The sequence below is a fragment of the Intrasporangium calvum genome (assembly GCF_028446585.1).
In the GTDB taxonomy this organism is placed as follows: Bacteria; Actinomycetota; Actinomycetes; order Actinomycetales; family Dermatophilaceae; genus Intrasporangium; species Intrasporangium calvum_A.
Map to the genome: position 1 here is coordinate 1 of NZ_JAPFQL010000006.1, position 15,563 is coordinate 15,563.

The 15,563-nt window shown below is 69.6% G+C and carries 15 protein-coding genes; 8 read left to right on the forward strand and 7 right to left on the reverse strand.

Features of this window, described 5'->3' with window-relative positions; genetic code table 11:
- Nucleotides 1-9: 9 nt before the first annotated feature.
- The 4 genes from OO014_RS02420 to OO014_RS02435 are packed head-to-tail and all read left to right on the forward strand — an operon-like array spanning nt 10 to nt 4,519.
- Entirely contained in the window at nt 10-1,047 is a 1,038-nt protein-coding gene (locus tag OO014_RS02420; protein ID WP_272460753.1) for a carbohydrate ABC transporter permease, read from the forward strand.
- Entirely contained in the window at nt 1,044-1,940 is an 897-nt protein-coding gene (locus OO014_RS02425; RefSeq protein WP_272460674.1) for a carbohydrate ABC transporter permease, read from the forward strand. The genes OO014_RS02420 and OO014_RS02425 overlap by 4 nt, the downstream gene beginning before the upstream one ends.
- Nucleotides 1,937-3,478, forward strand: coding sequence for a GH1 family beta-glucosidase (locus OO014_RS02430; protein WP_272460675.1), 1,542 nt, complete (start codon nt 1,937-1,939; stop codon nt 3,476-3,478). The genes OO014_RS02425 and OO014_RS02430 overlap by 4 nt, the downstream gene beginning before the upstream one ends.
- Before the next feature lie 3 nt (nt 3,479-3,481).
- Nucleotides 3,482-4,519, forward strand: a complete 1,038-nt coding sequence (locus OO014_RS02435; protein ID WP_272460676.1) for a LacI family DNA-binding transcriptional regulator — start codon at nt 3,482-3,484, stop codon at nt 4,517-4,519.
- 104 nt (nt 4,520-4,623) lie between these two features.
- Here the strand turns inward: OO014_RS02435 and rplI are convergent, their stop codons facing one another.
- The 6 genes from rplI to OO014_RS02465 form a co-directional block, all read right to left on the reverse strand.
- Nucleotides 4,624-5,070 carry a 50S ribosomal protein L9 gene (rplI, locus tag OO014_RS02440; protein ID WP_272460677.1) on the reverse strand — a complete coding sequence of 149 codons (447 nt, stop codon included), beginning with the start codon at nt 5,068-5,070 and terminating at the stop codon, nt 4,624-4,626.
- 34 nt (nt 5,071-5,104) lie between these two features.
- The gene (gene rpsR / locus OO014_RS02445) at nt 5,105-5,341 is read right to left on the reverse strand and encodes a 30S ribosomal protein S18 (protein WP_013494395.1); all 237 of its coding nucleotides are present in this window, start codon (nt 5,339-5,341) and stop codon (nt 5,105-5,107) included.
- Nucleotides 5,342-5,460: 119 nt separating this feature from the next.
- Nucleotides 5,461-6,090 (reverse strand): single-stranded DNA-binding protein, encoded by a 630-nt coding sequence (locus OO014_RS02450; RefSeq protein WP_272460678.1) that lies wholly within the window; start codon nt 6,088-6,090, stop codon nt 5,461-5,463.
- A gap of 50 nt (nt 6,091-6,140) precedes the next feature.
- Complete coding sequence (gene rpsF / locus OO014_RS02455; RefSeq protein WP_272460679.1) at nt 6,141-6,428, reverse strand: 30S ribosomal protein S6; 288 nt, start codon at nt 6,426-6,428, stop codon at nt 6,141-6,143.
- A 222-nt stretch (nt 6,429-6,650) separates the two neighbouring features.
- A complete protein-coding gene (locus tag OO014_RS02460) occupies nt 6,651-7,967 on the reverse strand; it encodes a glycosyltransferase 87 family protein (protein ID WP_272460680.1) in 1,317 nt (438 codons plus the stop codon).
- Between the two features lie 35 nt (nt 7,968-8,002).
- Complete coding sequence (locus tag OO014_RS02465) at nt 8,003-10,303, reverse strand: transglycosylase domain-containing protein (protein ID WP_272460681.1); 2,301 nt, start codon at nt 10,301-10,303, stop codon at nt 8,003-8,005.
- 261 nt (nt 10,304-10,564) lie between these two features.
- On the opposite strand from OO014_RS02465, the gene OO014_RS02470 reads away from it, so the two are divergent.
- The 4 genes from OO014_RS02470 (at nt 10,565) to OO014_RS02485 (ending at nt 13,992) form a co-directional block, all read left to right on the forward strand.
- The gene (locus tag OO014_RS02470) at nt 10,565-11,104 is read left to right on the forward strand and encodes a SigE family RNA polymerase sigma factor (RefSeq protein ID WP_272460682.1); all 540 of its coding nucleotides are present in this window, start codon (nt 10,565-10,567) and stop codon (nt 11,102-11,104) included.
- Nucleotides 11,101-12,180 carry a hypothetical protein gene (locus tag OO014_RS02475; RefSeq protein ID WP_272460683.1) on the forward strand — a complete coding sequence of 360 codons (1,080 nt, stop codon included), beginning with the start codon at nt 11,101-11,103 and terminating at the stop codon, nt 12,178-12,180. Before OO014_RS02470 ends, OO014_RS02475 begins: the two co-directional genes overlap by 4 nt.
- Before the next feature lie 81 nt (nt 12,181-12,261).
- Nucleotides 12,262-12,897, forward strand: a complete 636-nt coding sequence (locus tag OO014_RS02480; RefSeq protein WP_272460684.1) for a PadR family transcriptional regulator — start codon at nt 12,262-12,264, stop codon at nt 12,895-12,897.
- 3 nt (nt 12,898-12,900) lie between these two features.
- Nucleotides 12,901-13,992, forward strand: a complete 1,092-nt coding sequence (locus OO014_RS02485) for an inositol-3-phosphate synthase (protein ID WP_272460685.1) — start codon at nt 12,901-12,903, stop codon at nt 13,990-13,992.
- A gap of 99 nt (nt 13,993-14,091) precedes the next feature.
- Here the strand turns inward: OO014_RS02485 and OO014_RS02490 are convergent, their stop codons facing one another.
- Complete coding sequence (locus OO014_RS02490) at nt 14,092-15,414, reverse strand: S8 family peptidase (protein WP_272460686.1); 1,323 nt, start codon at nt 15,412-15,414, stop codon at nt 14,092-14,094.
- Between the last annotated feature and the right edge of the window lie 149 nt (nt 15,415-15,563).

Here is a 15,563-nt window from a genome sequence, read left to right on the forward strand (position 1 = left end):
CCTCGGCTGATGCTCGACACCGCCCGCTCGACCCGCCGGGACGCGGCCACCGACGTCCCGGCGGGCCGGGGCCGCCCCCGGCTCCGGCTCCGGCAGGCCCATCCACCACCTTCCCGGGGTGGGCGGGAGCCACGCAGCCCTTGGCGGCAACGGCTCAGCCGGTTCGACACCAAGGCCTCGCCGTACGCGTACATCTCGCCGTTCTTCCTCATCTTCGCCGTGGTCGGGCTCTTTCCACTCCTCTACACGGCGTGGGTCTCACTCCACGAGTGGCACCTCATCGGCGGCCAGGGCGACTTCGTCGGGCTGAAGAACTACCAGGACGTCCTCGAGCAGCGGTTCTTCTGGAACGCCGTCCGCAACACGTTCAGCATCTTCCTGCTCTCCAGCGTGCCGCAGATCATCCTCGCCCTGCTCATCGCCGTCGCCCTCGACAGCGGCATCCGCGCCAAGGGCTTCTGGCGGATGGGCGTGCTGCTCCCCTACGTCATCGCCCCCGTCGCCGTCGTCCTCATCTTCAACGACCTCTTCGGCGACCGCTACGGCCTCTTCAACCAGCTCCTCGGCTGGGTCGGGGTCGAGCCGATCCAGTGGCACAAGGACACGTTCTCGAGCCATCTCGCCATCGCCACCATGGTCAACTTCCGGTGGACCGGCTACAACGCGCTGATCTTCCTCGCCGCGATGCAGACCATCCCGCGCGACTACTACGAAGCCGCCCTCATCGACGGCGCCGGCCGGATCCGGACGTTCGTCTCCATCACCGTGCCGCAGCTGCGGGCCACGATCATCTTCGTCACCATCACGTCGACCATCGGCGGCCTGCAGATCTTCGACGAACCCCGGATGTTCGACCAGTACGGCCAGGGCGGCGCCGACCGGCAGTGGCAGACGCTGACCATCTACCTCTACAACCTTGGCTGGAACCAGAAGAACTTCGGGCGGGCCTCGGCCGTCGCCTGGCTCCTCTTCCTCATCATCGTGCTCATCGCCATCGTCAACTTCGTCGTCATCCGGCGGATCGCCTCGAAGGAGGAGAAGCGATGACCGTCGTCACGCGACGCCTCGACCAGTCCGGCCGGCGGGACGCCCACACCCAGGGAGCGACCGCCCGAGCGGCCCGGCGAGCGCAAGCCAGCCCAGCGGCATACGTCTTCCTCACGATCGTCCTGCTCGCGAGCGCCTTCCCGCTCTGGTGGTCCTTCGTCATCGGCAGCAAGGACGCGGCCGCCATCAACAGCGGCGAGGTCTCGCTCCTGCCCGGTGGCAACTTCCTCGAGAACGCCAGCACCGTCGTCTCGACGCTGCCGTTCTGGAAGGCGCTCGGCAACAGCATCATCGTCTCGACCGTCGTGGCCGGCCTGGTCGTGCTCCTCTCGACGCTTGCCGGGTTCGCCTTCGCCAAGCTGCGCTTCCGCGGGCGCGAGGGACTCCTGCTCTTCGTCATCGCCACGATGTGCGTACCGACGCAGCTCGGCGTCGTGCCGCTCTTCATCGTCATGGCCAAGCTCGGCTGGATCGGCGGCCTGTGGGCCGTCATCCTGCCCGCGCTGGTCAACGCCTTCGGCGTCTTCTGGATGACCCAGTACCTGCGCGAGGCGCTGCCCGACGAGCTCATCGAGGCGGCTCGCGTCGACGGGGCCTCGAGTCTGCGGATCTTCTGGAGCGTGGCACTGCCCGCAGCCCGGCCCGGCGCAGCCATGCTCGGCCTCTTCACCTTCATCGCCACGTGGACCAACTTCTTATGGCCCTTCATCGTCCTCGAGCCCGGCAACCCCACGCTGCCCGTGGCACTCCAACAGCTGCAGGCGGCCTACTACGTCGACTACTCGCTCGTGCTCGCCGGCGTGGTCCTCGCCGCGATCCCCCTCCTCATCGTCTTCATCTTCGCTGGACGGCAGCTCGTCTCCGGCATCATGCAAGGAGCAGTCAAGGGATGACCCTCAACCTCACCTCGTCGGACCATCGCGCTGATCCCCTCGCGCCACAGACTGCTTCGGCTGGACCGGGTCGGCTCCTGCCCGAGGGTTTCGTGCTGGGCGTGGCCACGGCCGCCTACCAGATCGAGGGCGCGCGTCACGAGGACGGCCGCGCAGACTCCATCTGGGACACCTTCTCCCACACGCCCGGAGCGGTCGTGCGCGGGGACACCGGGGACGTGGCGTGCGACCACTATCACCGCTTCGCGGAGGACGTGGCGCTCATGAAGAGCCTTGGGGTGCAGTCCTACCGGTTCTCGACGTCGTGGGCGAGGGTGTGCCCCGACGGCCGGACGGTCAACACCAAGGGCCTCGACTTCTACGAGCGGCTCGTCGACTCGCTGGTGGAGGCTGATATCACTCCGTGGCTGACGCTCTACCACTGGGACCTGCCCCAGGCGCTGGAGGACCGTGGGGGCTGGCCGACGCGGTCCACCGCCGACCGGTTCGTGGACTACGCGTTGGCCGTCCACGACCGGCTCGGCGACCGGGTCTCCACGTGGACCACCCTCAACGAGCCGTGGTGCTCCGCGTTCGTCGGCTACACCAGCGGGGAGCACGCGCCCGGCCGACAGTCGCCCGTCGACGGTCTCGCCGCCGCCCATCACCTCATGCTGGCGCACGGCCGGGTCGTCACAGCCCTGCGCGAGCGCGACACGTCCCTGCGCCTCGGCCTCACCCTGAACTTCACCGTCGCGGACCCGGTCGACCCCGGGGACCCACGCGATGTCGACGCCGCGCGGCGGGTCGACGGACAGATGAACCGCATCTTCCTCGATCCGATCTTCCGCGGGGAGTACCCTGCCGACGTCGTTGCCGACGTCCAGGGGCTGGGCCTCGAGGACCACATCCTGGACGGGGACCTGGCCACGATCGCGGCGCCGATCGACGTCCTCGGCGTCAACTACTACAACGGCGGCGCCTTCAGCCACCTGCCACCACTGACCACCCTGAACGCCGCTCCGGCCACCGGGCGTCCGACCCGCTCGCCCTTCCCCGCTGCTGACGGGGTGCACGGACACCCCCGCGGCCTCCCGGTGACGTCGATGGACTGGGAGGTGCAACCGGAAGGCCTGACGCGCCTGCTCATCCGGCTGCACGAGGAGTACACCGGCCCCGCGGGCACCACCTTGCATGTCACCGAGAACGGTGCCGCCTTCGACGACCTCGCCGACGAGAGCGGTTTCGTCGACGACCAAGCCCGGGTGGACTACGTGCGCTCGCACCTCTCGGCGGTGGTCGACGCCGTCGACGCCGGCGTGCCGGTCCAGGGCTACTTCTACTGGTCCTTCCTCGACAACTTCGAATGGGCGTGGGGCTACGCCAAGCGCTTCGGTATCGTCCGCGTGGACTACGAGACCCAAGAACGGATCCCGAAGGCCAGCGCCGTCGACTACGCCCGGATCATGCGGACCCGGCAGGTCGTGGCGGTGGCGGCCGACGGTTCCGACGAGGACGATGGGCCCGAACAGACTGCAGGCGACGAGGGGAACCCCTGACGCATGACCCCGGCAACCGTGGACTCACCCGGCCGACCGACCCTCGAGGAGGTCGCCCGGCTGGCCGGCGTATCCCGTGCCACGGTCTCGCGTGTCATCAACGCGTCGCCCAAGGTGAGTCCTGAGGTCCAGGCGGTCGTGGAGGCAGCGATCGCCGAGCTCAACTACGTGCCGAACCGGGCCGCCCGGTCCCTGGTCGCCCGCGCGACCATGTCCATCGCGCTGGTCGTGCCGGAGGATGCTCACCGCTTCTTCGGTGACCCCTACTTCGCCGACATCGTCCAAGGCATCAGCGACCGGCTGGACGACAGCGACTACGTCCTCAACCTGCAGCTCACTCATCCGAGCTCCCCGTCCGAGAAGACGCGGCGCTATCTGCTCGGCGGGAACGTCGACGGCGCGCTCGTCGTGTCGCACCACTCCGGCGACCACTTCCTCGCCTCCATCGGCCAGTCCCTGCCCGTCGTCTTCGGCGGCCGGCCCATGGGAGCAGCAGGGACACCCGGACGGCCGACCGACTACTACGTCGACGTGGACAACCGGCTCGGGGCGGTCCAGGGGACGCGGCACCTCATCGCCTCCGGGCGGCGCGCCATCGGCACCATCACGGGGCCCCGGGACATGCCGGCCGCGCTCGATCGCGAGCAGGGGTGGCGGGACGCGCTCCTCGAGGCCGGCCTCTCCGACGAGCGGGTCGCTCATGGCGACTTCACGGAGGAGGGCGGGGCCGCCGCAGCCGAGGAGCTGCTCGACCGGCACCGTGACCTCGACGCGATCTTCGTGGCCAGCGACCTCATGGCGAGCGGGGCGCTGGGCATCCTCGCCGGGCGCGGGCGGTCGGTCCCGGCGGATGTGGCCGTGGTCGGGTACGACAACAGCCGCTATGCCACTCGCGGACCGATCCAGCTCACCACAGTGGCGCAGCCGACCCGGCAGATGGGCATCGCGATGGCGGACACGCTGCTCCGGCTGCTGGCCGGCGAGCAGCCCCAGCACGTGCAGCTGTTGCCGACGGAGCTGATCCTGCGCGACTCCGCCTGACCCTGCCTGTGGAGGGTGGGGCCACTCGAGTGGGCGGGGAGATGCGCGAAGGCCCGGCTCCTCGAAGTGAGGAACCGGGCCCTGGCAGGTCAGCCGCCCGAGACTCAGGCGGAGACGACCTCGAACTTCAGCGTCGCGGCCACGTCGGCGTGCAGCCGGACGGTCGCCTCGTAGGCGCCGAGCGTCTTGATCGCCTGCTTGACCTCGATCTTGCGCTTGTCGAGCTGCGGGCCACCGGCGGCCTTGACCGCGTCGGCGATGTCACCGTTGCTGACGGCGCCGAACAGACGGCCGGACTGGCCGGCCTTCGCCGCGACCTGGACCGGCAGCGACTCGATCTGGCCCTTGATGGAGCGGGCCTGCTCGATGTCCTGGATGGCGCGGACCTCGCGGCCCTTGGTCAGGGCGTCGACCTGCTTCTGCCCGCCCTTGGTCCACGGCGTCGCGAGACCCCGGGGGAGCAGGTAGTTGCGGCCGTAGCCGTCGCGGACCTCGACGATGTCACCAGCAGCACCGAGGCCGCTGACCTCGTGCGTGAGAATGAGCTTCATGGGGTGCTTCTCCTAGTTTCTCGAGCGAGCGGGCTCAGCGAGCCGAGCTCGAGTAGGGCAGCAGGGCCATCTCACGGGCGTTCTTCACGGCCGTGGCGATGAGACGCTGCTCCTGGACGGACACCCCGGTCACCCGACGAGCGCGGATCTTGCCGCGGTCGGAGATGAACTTGCGCAGCAGCGCGGTGTCCTTGTAGTCGATGTTCTCGACCTTCGCCGCCTTCAGCGGGTTGGCCTTCTTCTTGGGCTTGCGCACAACGGGCTTGGCCATCGTGGTGCTCTCCTTCTGGAAAGCCCGGGGTTTCGGCCCCGGGATGGGGTTTCACAAATATTTCGTATGCCGCTGAGCTGGCTCAGCGGCTCATGCGGGCTGCGTGCCCTGCCGGTCGATCAGAACGGCGGCTCGTCGTAGCTCGGGGCGCCCTGGCCCCAGCCACCACCCTGGCCGCCCTGCTGACCACCCTGCTGACCACCCTGCGGAGCCTGGGGCGCTTGGCCCCAGCCACCCTGCTGACCACCCTGCTGGGGAGCGCCCTGCTGGCCGCCGCCACCGGGGCCGGTGGCCCACGGGTCGTCGCCGCCCTGCTGGCCGCCGCCGTTCCAGCCGCCACCCTGCTGGCCGCCGCCGCTCCAGCCACCGCCACCGCCACCGCCGCGCTGGGTCTTGTTGACCTTCGCGGTGGCGCTGCGCAGCGAGGGGCCGATCTCGTCGACGTCCATCTCGATCACGGTGCGCTTCTCGCCTTCCTTCGTCTCGTAGGAACGAGACTTCAGTCGGCCCGAGACGATGACCCGCGTGCCGCGCTGGAGCGACTCGGCGACGTTCTCCGCCGCGTCGCGCCAGACGGAGCAGCGCATGAACAGCGTCTCGCCGTCCTTCCACTCATTGCTCTGGCGGTCGAACATCCGCGGCGTGGAGGCCACGGTGAAGTTCGCGACCGCTGCACCCGACGGCGTGAAACGCAGCTCGGGGTCGGCGGTCAGGTTGCCGATGATCGTGATGACGGTGTCGCCTGCCATGGATGGCTCCGTTCAGTCCTTCGTTGGGTGATCGGGGGTGATCGAGAGGATCAGGCGCCGGGACGGAGCAGCTTGGTCCGCATGATCGACTCGCTGAGGTTCAGCTGACGGTCGAGCTCCTGAGCCGTGGCGGGCTCTGCGGTGAAGTTGACGACGGCGTAGATGCCCTCGGACTTCTTCTTGATGTCGTAGGCGAGCCGGCGACGGCCCCAGATGTCGACGTTGTCGACGGTGCCACCGTCCTTCTTCACGACGTTGAGGAACTTGTCCATCGTGGTGGAGACGGTGCGCTCCTCGGTCTCCGGGTCGAGGATGACCATGAGTTCGTACTGACGCATGCTTCTACCCAACCTCCTTCGGTCTTGGCGGTCACGGGTCTCTCCCGTGACAGGAGGGTTGCAATAACGTCCCGCCGCGACCCACCCTCGCAGATCGGGCCGACATCACATCGGCTCTCTCCACAGGCCACCCCGGGCTCTCACCCAGGGCGGAAGGGCACACGGCGAACCCGCCAAGACTACCCGGCTCAGCGGCATACGCCGAAATCGGTGGAGCCGGCCCTACGAGAACTTGACGATCAACCGGTCCTCGGCACCCGCCATCGAACCCGCGAGCGCGTCCGGCTCGGCCTCTGCGGACCCCCAGCGCTCCCGCGCGCGGAGCCAGACCATCGCGACCAGCCAGAGCACGGCGATGACGCGCAGCATCGAGAAGAAGGCGTACCAGGCGTTCGGCATCCCGCGATCGGGGACCTTGGTCGCCGCGATGGTCAGCCACACCGCGACGAAGTGCATCGCCTCGGCACCGGCCCAGATCAGGTGGTCGCGCCACTGCACGAGGCACCACGCGACGAGGGGAACGAGCCACAGGGAGCTCTGCACCGTGAACGACCTGCCGGTGACCAGGACGATCCCGACCATCACGAGCGACACCTCCGCCACCGTGGGCCGGCGGGCACTCGACAGCGCCAGCACCGCGCCGGCGAGCACCGCGACGACCCACCCACCGGCGGCGAGCGCCGTCAGCGCCCACGACGGCAGCGGGTTGCCGGCGAGCTGGGGCAGCAGCCACGGCGAGCCGTAGCCGGCACCCGCCGACAGCCAGGCGCGGTAGGACGCCACGGCCGCCTCGGGGTGCAGGAGCCAGAGGGCCCCGAAGACCGCGAGCACCGTGGCCACCGCATGCGAGGCCGTCCGGGCGAACGACCGCCGCTGACCCGAACGCAGGGCCAGCAGGCCGATGGCGATGAGGATGAGCACCGGGTAGGACCGCGCGGCGATCGCGAGGCCGAGCAGGACGCCCGCGGCCCCCGGCCGGCGGCGCGACCAGGCCCACATCCCCGCACTCGCCAGCGCCACGCCGAGCAGGTCGGCGGAGACGAAACCGACCAGCGCCACGACCGGGGCCAGCGCCACGTGCACCGCGGCCCAGGGAGCGCGGGCGGTCGACGCGACCATCCACACGATGGCCAGGAGCAGCAGCGTGAGGACGACGGCCCAGAGTGCGAAGTACCAGGCGATCCGCGTGCCCTCCCGGTCGGCGGCCGGGACGATGCTCGCCATCGCCATCAGGGCCAGGCCGGTCAGTGGGGGCTGGCCGGTCGTCGGGGCGCCGTCCGCCCCTTGGAGGAAGCTGGCCAGTCCAGCACCGAGGTTGCCGTCCCGGTAGGCATTCGGCAGGTCGGAGTAGCACGCGTTCCAGAACTGCCCGTCGCCCGACCAGTGGGTGCGCAGGCACGGGATGCGCAGGGCGACCCCGAACCCGGCCGGGATCGCCGCGAGCGCGGAGAGGACGGCGGCCGTGAGCAGCCACGGCAGCTCACGACCGGCGTACCGGCCGCGTGGGCCTCCGATGACCTCGGTGGCGGCAGTGGCCACGGGGTCACTCAGGCCGGCCCCCCGGACGCCGGCCATCAGTTCCCGTTGCCCGGCTTGGTGCTCGTGGTGGTCTCCTCCGGCACGATCGTCACCGAGATCGATGGGTCCGCCGTCGTCGTCGTGCTCGTCGGATCCACCGGCTTGCCTGGCGGGGTCTTCGTCGGCGCGGTCGTCGTCGGCGCAGTGGTGGTCGTCGTGGTCGTCGTGCTCGTCGTGGGCTGGGTCGTCGTCGAGGTCTCGGTCGGGAGGTCGTCGTCGCCGATGCCGGCGCGCTCCGGGAAGGGCAGTACCTCGACGCCCTCGAAGGTCGGCTGCATGAAGTCGAGCCAGATGTTCGCCGGGATGGTCGAGCCGTCCGGCGCGACGGACTCCTCCGGGGAGAGCGACACCGAGGACTGCCCGTCCTCGGTCGGCTTGTAGGTCCCGACCGACACCGCCATCTGCGGCACGAAGCCGCTGAACCACTTGGAGAGGTTCTCCTCCGACGTTCCCGTCTTGGCGGCGACCGGCCGGGCGAACTCGCGACCGATCTTCGTCGCCGTGCCACCCTCCTTGGTCGTGTAGGTCATCGCGTCGGTGACGTCTGCCGTCACGTCCTTGGCGAAGGCCCGGCGCGTCGACGGCTTGGCCGTGTAGGTGTAGGAGCCGTCGGCCGTCGTCACCTTGGCGATGACGTACGGCGTGGACCGCACCCCCTGCGCGGCGATGGTCGAGTAGGCGGAGGCCATGTCGATCACCCGAGGGGACGCGGTGCCGAGGACGTTGCCGAGGTCGTTCTTGAGGCCGAGCGTCTTCTCCGGGATGCCGGCCGCGATGGCCGCCTGGCGGGTCTTCTCGGGCCCGATCTTCTCGTTGAGCTCGACGAAGGCGGTGTTGATCGACCGTCCGATCATCCGGCGCATGTCGACCTTGCCGTAGTCGCGGTCGTCGTAGTTGTTGACCGGGTGCGGGTAGCCGTCGAACTCCTTGGGAGAGTCGCCGTCGAACTTCGTCTTCGTCGAGATCCCCTCGCGGACGGCGGCGAGCACGGTGAACGGCTTGAAGTTCGAGCCGCCCTGCATGATCGCCTGGGTCGCGTTGCTCAGCTGGCGCTTCGAGTAGTCGGACCCGCCGTACATCGCGATCACCGCCCCGTCACCCGGCTTGAGCGCGACGAGGCCGCCCTGGACGCCCTTGGGGAGGTTCTTCGCCATCGCCTTGACGGCGTTGGACTGGGCCTTGCGGTCGATCGTCGTGACGATGCGCAGGCCGCCCTTGGCGATGTCCTGGTCGGTCAGTCCGATGCGGACGAGCTCCTTCTTGACCTCGGCGGTGATGTAGCCGGACGTGCCCTTGGAGAGCCGGGCCCCCTTGTACTCCTTGATCTTGGGCAGCTCGACGTGCTCGGCGCGCTCGGCCGCGGTGAGCCAGCCCTCCTCGACCATCCCGTCGAGGACGTACGCATAGCGCTGCTTGAGGCGCTCCTCGGCCTTCTCGCCCTCGGCCGGGTCGTAGAGCGACGGAGCGTTGATCACGGAGGCGAGGACAGCGCCCTCACCGACGGTGAGCTTGTCGACGGACTTGCCGAAGTAGGCGCGGGCGGCCGTCTGGATGCCGTAGGCGCCGCGGCCGTAGTAGATGGTGTTGAGGTAGTCCTGGAGGATCTGGTCCTTCTCCATCGAGCCGTCGATCTTGATGGCGATCAGGATCTCCCGCGCCTTGCGTTCGATGGTGCGGTCCTGGCTGAGGAAGTAGTTCTTGACGTACTGCTGCGTGATCGTCGAGCCACCGACCTGCGCCTCACCGGTGAGGCTCGTCTTGACGGCGCGGAGGATGCCGCCGACGGAGATGCCGTTGTTGACGTAGAACGTCCGGTCCTCGGCCGCGATGTGCGCCTTCTGGACGAAGTCCGGCACCTTCGTCAGGTCGACCATCTGGCGGTTGCCCTCGTCCTGGACGATCCGGTCGATCTCGGTCTTGCCGTCGGAGTAGTAGATGATCGAGACCTGCCGGCTCGCGAACTCGTTGGGCTTCGGGACGTCCGTCTTGGCGTAGGCGAACCAGACGCCGAGGATGCCGAGGACGAAGAGCACGGCTCCCGCGAGGGTCCCCCACTTGAGGGTCGGGATCACCCAGCGCTTCCACCCGGTGCGGCCCTTGCCGTCACCTCCGGCCCCGCCGGCACCACCGCGCCCGCCACGTCCACCGCGACCACCGCCGCCGGCGCGGAACTCGAGTGCGCCGTCGGCGGTGGGCTCGCCGGAGCTCGGGTCGGGTCGCTGCGGCTGCGCGCCTCGCCGACTGCGCTTCTCGGCGGCCAGCTGCGCAGCACGGATCTCGCGCCTGCTCTGTGTCACTCCACCACTTCCATTTCATGCGCAGGCTCGAGACACCTCTCGAGCCGCATATCAGTATGACCCGACACCCCGTCACACGCCGAAACGGACCCCGCCACCCACAGCGGGCACACAGCAGCGAACCGAGCCCAGCGGCATACGGCACCAGCCTCTCCCGTATGCCGCTGAGCTGGCTCCCACGATGAGGCAACCTTGGCGGGTGGCTGGGTGGTCCACCACGATGTGACGATCCTGATGCAACGCGGGGAGGCAGGGGAAACCGTGGGACGAGACGACTTCGATGCGTTCGTCGCAGCACGGTCCACCCGACTGCTGCGGACCGCCTATCTCCTGACCCACGACCGCTCGCTCGCCGAGGACCTGCTCCAGACCGCGCTGGCCAAGGCCTGGTTTGCCTGGGGTCGGATCGACGGAGCGCCCGAGGCGTATGTCCGCCGGATCATGGTCAACACGTATGCGACGTGGTGGCGGCGCAGGTGGAACGGCGAGGAGCCGACCGAGACGCTGCCCGAGCGGCACGGGGCCGGCGACCGCGCCGGCGACCGGGCCGGTCAGGTCGACGACCGGACAGACCTCTGGCGGGCGCTCGGGCGCCTCCCGAAACGGCAACGGGCCGTCGTCGTCCTCCGCTTCTACGAGGACCTGTCCGAGGCCGACACTGCCGAGCTGCTCGGCTGCACGGTCGGCACGGTGAAGAGCCAGGCGAGCAAGGCGCTGGCCAAGCTGCGCCTCGACCCGCGCCTGCTCGACTCCGCTGCCGCCACCCCCACCCCCGCGACCTCGAAGGAGGGCTCCCGATGAACCTCACCGACCTGCGCACCGAGCTCGACCTGCGCGCCCAGGACCTCACCGCCGACGTGTCCTCCCTCACCGCTGGCATCGACGGGAAGGTGCGGGCGACCAAGCGACGCCGCGCAGCCGCGGGCGCCGTGGCCGCATGCGCCGTCGCAGCCGTCGTCGGCGTGGCCGCGTGGAACGGCATGGCGCGCCCGACCACCCCGGCACCGGCAGGGACCAACCAGGTGACGCTCCGCGCTGACGCCCTGCCGTCCCGCCCCGTGGCCATGTCCCCGGACGACGTCGTCAAGGACGGGCTCCGCTTCCGGGCCGAGACTCTCGCCGGCGACCGCCTTGCTGCCGGCGCCATCGGCGACCTCGGCCAGCGGTCGCTGTCCGTCAGGTGGAGGCCCACGACCCAGCAGGTCACCTATGCCGTGGAGTGCTGGCTCCCGTCCGACACGGACGACGCGGCCTGGCGGAACACGTGGGTCCGGCACTCGGTCCCGGGCCAGGAGGGGCACTTCAGCAGCACGTGCCAGCGGGACCTGCCCGCTGACGGGGTGCTGGCCTCGACCGGAGTCACGCCGGGCGAGCCCGGTGAGGGTGACCGCACGCTGGGCGTCGGCATCGAGACGACCCTCGATGTCGAGCTCGTCGACCGGGACGGCAACCCGGTCACGAACCCCCAGGCCCGCATCGCGGTCGGTGTCTATGAGCTGGGCCCGCGCACTGAGGTCCATGACGAGACCCGCGCGGTCGTCCTCTCACTGCCCGAGGTCATCGAGCACCAGGGTTACGCCTACCAGCTGACGTCGATGGTCGACGGCTCGCTGCCGACGACGACGCTGCCGAGCTCCGTGACCCCGACCGGCATGCCCTTCCTCGTCAGCTACGGGTCGACGACCGAGCCCGGCGACGCCACTGCGCCGACCTTCTCCCTCACGGGTCTGGACGTCGAGGCCTCGTCCCTCGTCGGCGGTGGGTGGTCGACCGTGGCGCAGCCCGCGAGGGGAGCGGGACGCGTGGGACTGGCCCTCGAGGGACCGGCCCCCGAGTCCGGCACGGCGTTCATCGCGATCTACACGCCGGTGCCCTGACCCTGCCGGTCGCTCACTCCTGACCCGGCTGTGTCGCGGGGATGTATCGCGGCGATATATCCCCAGTGTTAGAGTGCGAGCGTGGCCAAGAGTGAGCGACCGCAGAGCCGACGCGCGGCCCTGCTCGAGTTCGCGATCCTCGGCGTCCTGCACGACGGGGCGCTGCACGGCTATGAGCTGCGCAAGCGGCTCACCACCGCCCTCGGCATCTTCCGGGCCCTCTCCTACGGCTCCCTCTACCCGGCCCTGCGGAGCCTGGTCGAGTCGGGTCACATCTCCGAGACTCCCGAGCCGACCGCCTCGGGCAAGCGGCCGAGGATCACCTACCAGCTGACCGCGGAGGGCAAGGAGCACTTCCAGGACCTCGTCGCGGCCAGCGGGCCCGACGCCTGGGACGACGACGACTTCGACGTCCGGCTCGCCTTCTTCTCCCGCACCGAGCGCGAGGTGCGCCTCCGCATCCTCGAGGGCCGCCGGTCGCGCCTCGAGGAGCGCCTCGCCCGGGTGCGCGAGGTCAGCGCCCGCAACCGCGAGCGGATGGACGCCTACACCCTCGCCCTCCAGCAGCACGGCGAGGAACGCGCGGAGCGAGAGGTCCGTTGGCTCGAGGAGCTCATCCGCGCCGAACGCCGCGCTGCGCTGGATCCCGGCCCAGCGGCATACGACCTCGATGTTCTTCCACCCACCAGAACGACCCCACCACAGAACAAGGAGTGATCCATGGGATCCGTACGCGTCGCCATCGTCGGCGTCGGCAACTGCGCGAGCTCGCTCGTCCAGGGTGTCGAGTACTACAAGGACGCTGACCCGGCCGGCACCGTGCCGGGCCTCATGCACGTCCAGTTCGGCGACTACCACGTCAAGGACGTCGACTTCGTCGCGGCGTTCGACGTCGACGACAAGAAGGTCGGCAAGGACCTCTCGGAGGCGATCAACTCCTCCGAGAACAACACCATCAAGATCTGCGACGTCCCGACCTCGGGCGTCGAGGTCCAGCGCGGCCACACGCTCGACGGCCTGGGCAAGTACTACCGCCTGACGATCGACGAGTCGGCGGCGGAGCCGGTCGACGTCGTCCAGGTCCTCAAGGAGCGCAAGGTCGACGTCCTCGTCTCCTACCTCCCGGTGGGCTCCGAGGAGGCCGACAAGTTCTACGCGCAGTGCGCCATCGACGCGGGTGTCGCCTTCGTCAACGCCCTCCCGGTCTTCATCGCGAGCGACCCGGAGTGGGCCGCGAAGTTCGAGGCCGCCGGCGTGCCGATCATCGGCGACGACATCAAGAGCCAGGTCGGCGCGACGATCACGCACCGCGTCATGGCCAAGCTCTTCGAGGACCGCGGCGTCACGCTCGACCGGACGTACCAGCTCAACGTCGGCGGCAACATGGACTTCAAGAACATGCTCGAGCGCGAGCGCCTCGAGTCCAAGAAGGTCTCCAAGACGCAGGCCGTGACCTCCAACCTCACCGGCGCCCTCGCCGACAAGAAGGAGGACCGCAACGTCCACATCGGCCCGTCGGACTACGTCGCGTGGCTCGACGACCGCAAGTGGGCCTACGTCCGGCTCGAGGGGCGCGCCTTCGGTGACGTGCCGCTGAACCTCGAGTACAAGCTCGAGGTGTGGGACTCCCCCAACTCGGCCGGCATCATCATCGACGCGATCCGCGCTGCGAAGATCGCCAAGGACCGGGGCATCGGTGGCGCGCTCATCTCCGCGTCGTCCTACCTGATGAAGTCCCCGCCCGTGCAGCGCGAGGACACCGAGGGCCGCGCGAAGCTCGAGGCGTTCATCGCGGGCACCGAGGAGCGCTGAGCCCTCACCCGCCAGGGTGTATGCCGCTGGGCCCGCTTCCCGATGGGAGGCGGGCCCTTGCGCGTGGCCGGGTCGGACCGCTGGCGAGCTGCGGAACGGTCAGGGCCGGTCTGCGTCCCCCCGCTTGAGGACTGGGCGGCCGTTCACGGCATGGGCGACCGCGATCTGGTGGAGCGCCGCCCACGCCTCGCGCGGCTTCTCGTGGCTCCAGGCCATGCGCGCGGCGACCAGGCCGGCGACGAGCGGGGTCGCGAACGAGGTGCCGCTCCAGCTGGCCAGCCAGTTGGTGAACACCACATGGCCGGGCTGGTCGCCGGGGGTGTCCGGGTCGATGTCCTCGTAGTCGTAGCGGCCGTTGGGATAGCCGTTGACGACGTCCGTACCGCGCGCCCACACGTCGACCCAGCTGCCGTAGTTGCTGTAGCCGGCTGCGGTGGCGTCGTCGTCGTCGAGGGCGCCGACGGCCACGATCTCCGGATGGGGCAGACCAGCCGGGTAGAAGCCCACGTCCTGTGCGTCATTGCCTGCCGCGCAGACGAGCAGCGTGTCGGTCTTGGCGAGGTACTCGCGGAACACCTCGAGACCGAGCAGCTCACGGGCCGGGTCCTCACCCGGGGCGAGAGTGGTGCCCGCCGAGAGGCTGATGATGTCCGGTCCGGTCTGCAGGACCTGGTCGAGGATCGGACCCAGGTCGCTCGAGATCTGACCGCCGGAGGTGAGCAAGGCGGGCCAGACGCGAACCTCCGCATCGGGAGCCATGGTCGCCACCACCCCGCCGACGAAGGTGCCGTGCCCGCGGTAGTGGCCGTCGGCCTGTGGTCCGCCCGGCTGGCCCGAGACGTTGCTCAGCCAGTCGTGCTGCTCCACCACCGACTGGTGGAAGTCGGTGTCGATGACGGCCACCTTGACCTTGCGGTCGGTCGGCCTCGGCGACCAGTCGGCCACAGCCGGCACCGGGCCACGGTCTTGCGAGACCAGGACCGGCTCGGTGGCGGGGCACGCCGACGCCGACGGGCAGATGTGCAGGACGAGGTCCTTGCTCGCGTCGATCTCGCGATCGCGCAGGTCGGAGATGACCGCATCCAGGTCCGCGCCGGCCGGGAGGGCGATCGTCGTGACTCCACGTTGCGGCTCGCGGTCGACGGGCTCCTCGACCCGGGCTCCGTCGCCGATCGTGTCGCGCAGGATGCCGAGCACGCGCTCGACGTCTCGGTCACGCACGAGGATGACCTCGTCCCGATAGAGGTAGTCGACATCCTCATCCGTCGCGACCTCGCGGATCACCACGTTGCGGTCGACGTTCTCCGGTGCGCTCTGGAGACCCTCGACGATCCGGTCGAACTGGACCCGGAGCCGACCACGCTGGCGGCCGTTGGGGACCGAGGGTTCCCACCAATAGGGAAGATTCGGCTGGTTGCTCATGACGCTGCTGCCATCATGTGGAGGGTCAGGGGGTGCCTGTCAGTCATTGCAGCTCTCCAGTCAAGCGAAGGATGTTGTCCGTGATGCCGGAGTCCCGAAGCGGGCGACCTGATACACGTGCGGCGGGGAAGCCTCGTGGACCCGCGCCC

Bases quoted from the DNA above. Each gene is read 5' to 3' on its own strand.
- OO014_RS02420 (WP_272460753.1), top strand. From the start codon at position 10: ATGCTCGACACCGCCCGCTCGACCCGCCGGGACGCGGCCACCGACGTC.
- OO014_RS02425 (WP_272460674.1), top strand. From the start codon at position 1,044: ATGACCGTCGTCACGCGACGCCTCGACCAGTCCGGCCGGCGGGACGCC.
- OO014_RS02430 (WP_272460675.1), top strand. From the start codon at position 1,937: ATGACCCTCAACCTCACCTCGTCGGACCATCGCGCTGATCCCCTCGCG.
- OO014_RS02435 (WP_272460676.1), top strand. From the start codon at position 3,482: ATGACCCCGGCAACCGTGGACTCACCCGGCCGACCGACCCTCGAGGAG.
- rplI (WP_272460677.1), bottom strand. From the start codon at position 5,070: ATGAAGCTCATTCTCACGCACGAGGTCAGCGGCCTCGGTGCTGCTGGT.
- rpsR (WP_013494395.1), bottom strand. From the start codon at position 5,341: ATGGCCAAGCCCGTTGTGCGCAAGCCCAAGAAGAAGGCCAACCCGCTG.
- OO014_RS02450 (WP_272460678.1), bottom strand. From the start codon at position 6,090: ATGGCAGGCGACACCGTCATCACGATCATCGGCAACCTGACCGCCGAC.
- rpsF (WP_272460679.1), bottom strand. From the start codon at position 6,428: ATGCGTCAGTACGAACTCATGGTCATCCTCGACCCGGAGACCGAGGAG.
- OO014_RS02475 (WP_272460683.1), top strand. From the start codon at position 11,101: ATGAACCTCACCGACCTGCGCACCGAGCTCGACCTGCGCGCCCAGGAC.
- OO014_RS02485 (WP_272460685.1), top strand. From the start codon at position 12,901: ATGGGATCCGTACGCGTCGCCATCGTCGGCGTCGGCAACTGCGCGAGC.
- OO014_RS02490 (WP_272460686.1), bottom strand. From the start codon at position 15,414: ATGAGCAACCAGCCGAATCTTCCCTATTGGTGGGAACCCTCGGTCCCC.